The sequence below is a fragment of the Gallicola sp. Sow4_E12 genome, assembly GCF_052116305.1.
Lineage (GTDB): Bacteria > Bacillota > Clostridia > Tissierellales > Peptoniphilaceae > JBQKLI01.
The window spans coordinates 1-2,763 of sequence record NZ_JBQKLI010000038.1 but is presented as its reverse complement, the minus strand read 5'-3'; the positions used below and the strand labels follow the sequence as shown (position 1 = coordinate 2,763).

Genomic DNA, 2,763 nt, shown 5'->3' with positions numbered 1-2,763 from the left:
GCGATATCTCACTATCAATAGGCTTTCGCGGCATAAACCGCTCGATTAGGCTGGATGATTGACCACAAAATGATACCCGAGGAATTTACACACTAATATGGACTTGACTATGTAAATAAGCATCTTTATTAATAGTATTATGATCCGTTAATGATAGTAAAATTGGATATTCCTCAGCTATAACTCTCATATTTTTTAACAATTCTTGAATGTTATAATCTGCTGGTAACTCATTTGGATTTTCTGATGTATGAATATGAATGTCTACAAAAGTGATTTTCATAATAAGCTCCTTATCCTAGAAGTAAACTCATCCATCCTTGAATCCTTGTTAAAGAATGGTAATCCTATTATCATATACTCATTATCATCTACATATTTCTTTACTGGAATTCCTTGTTCTTCAATCTTTAGTAGAAAGTCTTCTTTCCATTTATCTTTTTCTAGTAAGTGACTTCCTTTTGGCTCAATATAAATTTGTTCTTGCATATATCCATCTACGTCCTTTTTCTGAAGGAATAACAAGAAGTCTGGTTCAAACCTTTCTCCTGTGTCGAATTCGTAGATTGCTAAGGCTGGTATTCTTTCATTTCTTACAAGATATATTTCATCATATTCTTTACGTAACTCTGGCACTAACCCCTGAAAATACTTAACAAATGCTTTTTCTTCACTTGTACCAAAGTTATCTTCATAGGCATACCAAGACTCATAAGCAAGGTCAGCACGGTTATCACTAACAATCATAGCTTGGGAAATGCCCTCTCCTTCTCCTTGAGGATTGCTATAATAAGCCTTCTTATCTCTAAGAACATTGTAGATTCGATCAATATAAAATTCTTTTGTTCCTTCATACTCAGTTTCTATCTTTTGAATATGAGCAGATACTCCTTGAAGGACTTTCATAACACCATCGTAAATATCTTTTGCTCTTAAGTCTTCATAAGGACTTTCAAACTGAATAGTAATATTTCCAAGATAATTTCCAGATGTCAGAAACTCCCTCTTAGATTTTAATTGAGGGAAATATGATTTAAGTACATTGAACTTCATAGCTTCAAAATTTGCTAAAGCTCCCTCTGTTATATTTAATGGAATATTTTTAAGTTTTAATTGTGTAGTATAGGTGAATCCACTAGTCTTCTTAGTATTATCATCGAAAAGACCATATAAAGTAGATGCACCTGTAGAAACCTTATGGATATAAAACCCTGACTGTATTTTCTTATCAATCTCTGAAACACTATTTCTCGACTTCTCAACTCTTTTATTTGAAAACACATAGGCTGTTTTATAAAAATCTGTTTGTTTAAATGTGTCCTTTAGTCGATATTCTATTTCAATAGGATTATCAGCTAATAATCCTGTTTGTTTTAAAGCATTTCTCAATTCATAGATATATCTAGAATCTAACATTGAATGATATAAAAGAGTCTCTAGTATTCTATTTTCATTAGTTAAGTCATAGTCATACTTACGCTTATTTCTTGGCTGACTCTCCTCAATTTTGAATGGACAGTATCTAGCTCCACGACCAATTAGTTGAGCTTCACTAATAGTTGTTTTACCAGGTTTGCCATTCTTTCCAGCATCCCTTGTTTCATAAAGTCTTATAATATCAAAAAGGTTAAGAACATCCCACCCCTCATTTAACATATTGACCGTAAAAATAATTCTATATGGATTATCTTTTGCTTCTAGTGAGTTTACATGGATTTGTTTATCCTTCTCTTCACTATCACTCTTGTTATTTACAATCATAGCTTTATCTTGAGAAAATCCTAATTTTATATCAGATACTAGACTATTTAATGTAGCATCCTTCCTTCTGAAGTATTCAATGGCATCTCTCAAATATACATTATCAGTATTTTCAAACGCTAATATTTCATCAGAAGATAACATATTTAATCTTCTTAAAAATTCTTCATAAAATTCTTCTGATTCTTTAATAGTTCTCGATTTTAAAAGAACAACAGGCTTAATGTTTTGCCCAGCATCTCCAAATAAGTATCTTCTATATTCACTTAATATCAAGGCTCCCAGAGTTCTTGGCCACTGACCGTAATCACCTTGCATATTTTGAAAATCTTTTGTGTATCCACTCTCTCTAAATTTTGCTAGGGTATAGTCATAGACAATTTTGTCTAGATATTTACTTCTTACATTTGGATCCTCTAAATCTGCCGTAGCTGTAAACTCCAGCATAGCATTATCTCTATTTGCTCTAAAGATACGATTTACACTGTACTCCCAGCTATTTATATTTTCTTCAATTTCATTCTTTTCTGTTTTCCCAAGACCTTTTGTTACTGTATTAATATGGTGAGATTCATCAGAAATAAGCACTATCTTATCGTCTTCAAAATCATCAATAGTAGGACTGTTTTCCCTCGGAAAATTTAAATCTAAATGAAGTTTTTGTGTTGATGTAAAAAGAATATTTATTGCATTTTCATCGCAATATGAAAAGTTATCAACTTCCTTAACTTTAACTTGTTCGCCCATTAATTCAATATTCTCTGCAAAAAGATATTTGATTGAAGAAGGGTTCAAAAAGTTTTCTTTTGTTTTTTCAATAATACTAGTCTGATTTACAAAGAACAAAAACTTACGATAGCCCTGCATATATAAATAAAGGATTAGACCAGCGAGACTGTGTAATATTTTGTGTATAGAACCTCCTGATTAGGGTAAAGAAAAACTAATCAGGAGGAATTTTTTATGCCAAGAAAAAGACCCGAATCAAGAGGAAGTAAAATA

The 2,763-nt window shown here is 31.6% G+C and carries 2 protein-coding genes; both read right to left on the bottom strand.

Going from position 1 to position 2,763, the window contains the following annotated elements:
- Positions 1-85 precede the first annotated feature (85 nt).
- Positions 86-283 carry a hypothetical protein gene (locus ACTQ46_RS10995; protein WP_441749860.1) on the bottom strand — a complete coding sequence of 66 codons (198 nt, stop codon included), beginning with the start codon at positions 281-283 and terminating at the stop codon, positions 86-88.
- A complete protein-coding gene (locus tag ACTQ46_RS10990; RefSeq protein WP_441749862.1) occupies positions 280-2,643 on the bottom strand; it encodes a DEAD/DEAH box helicase family protein in 2,364 nt (787 codons plus the stop codon). Before ACTQ46_RS10990 ends, ACTQ46_RS10995 begins: the two co-directional genes overlap by 4 nt.
- Positions 2,644-2,763 lie beyond the last annotated feature (120 nt).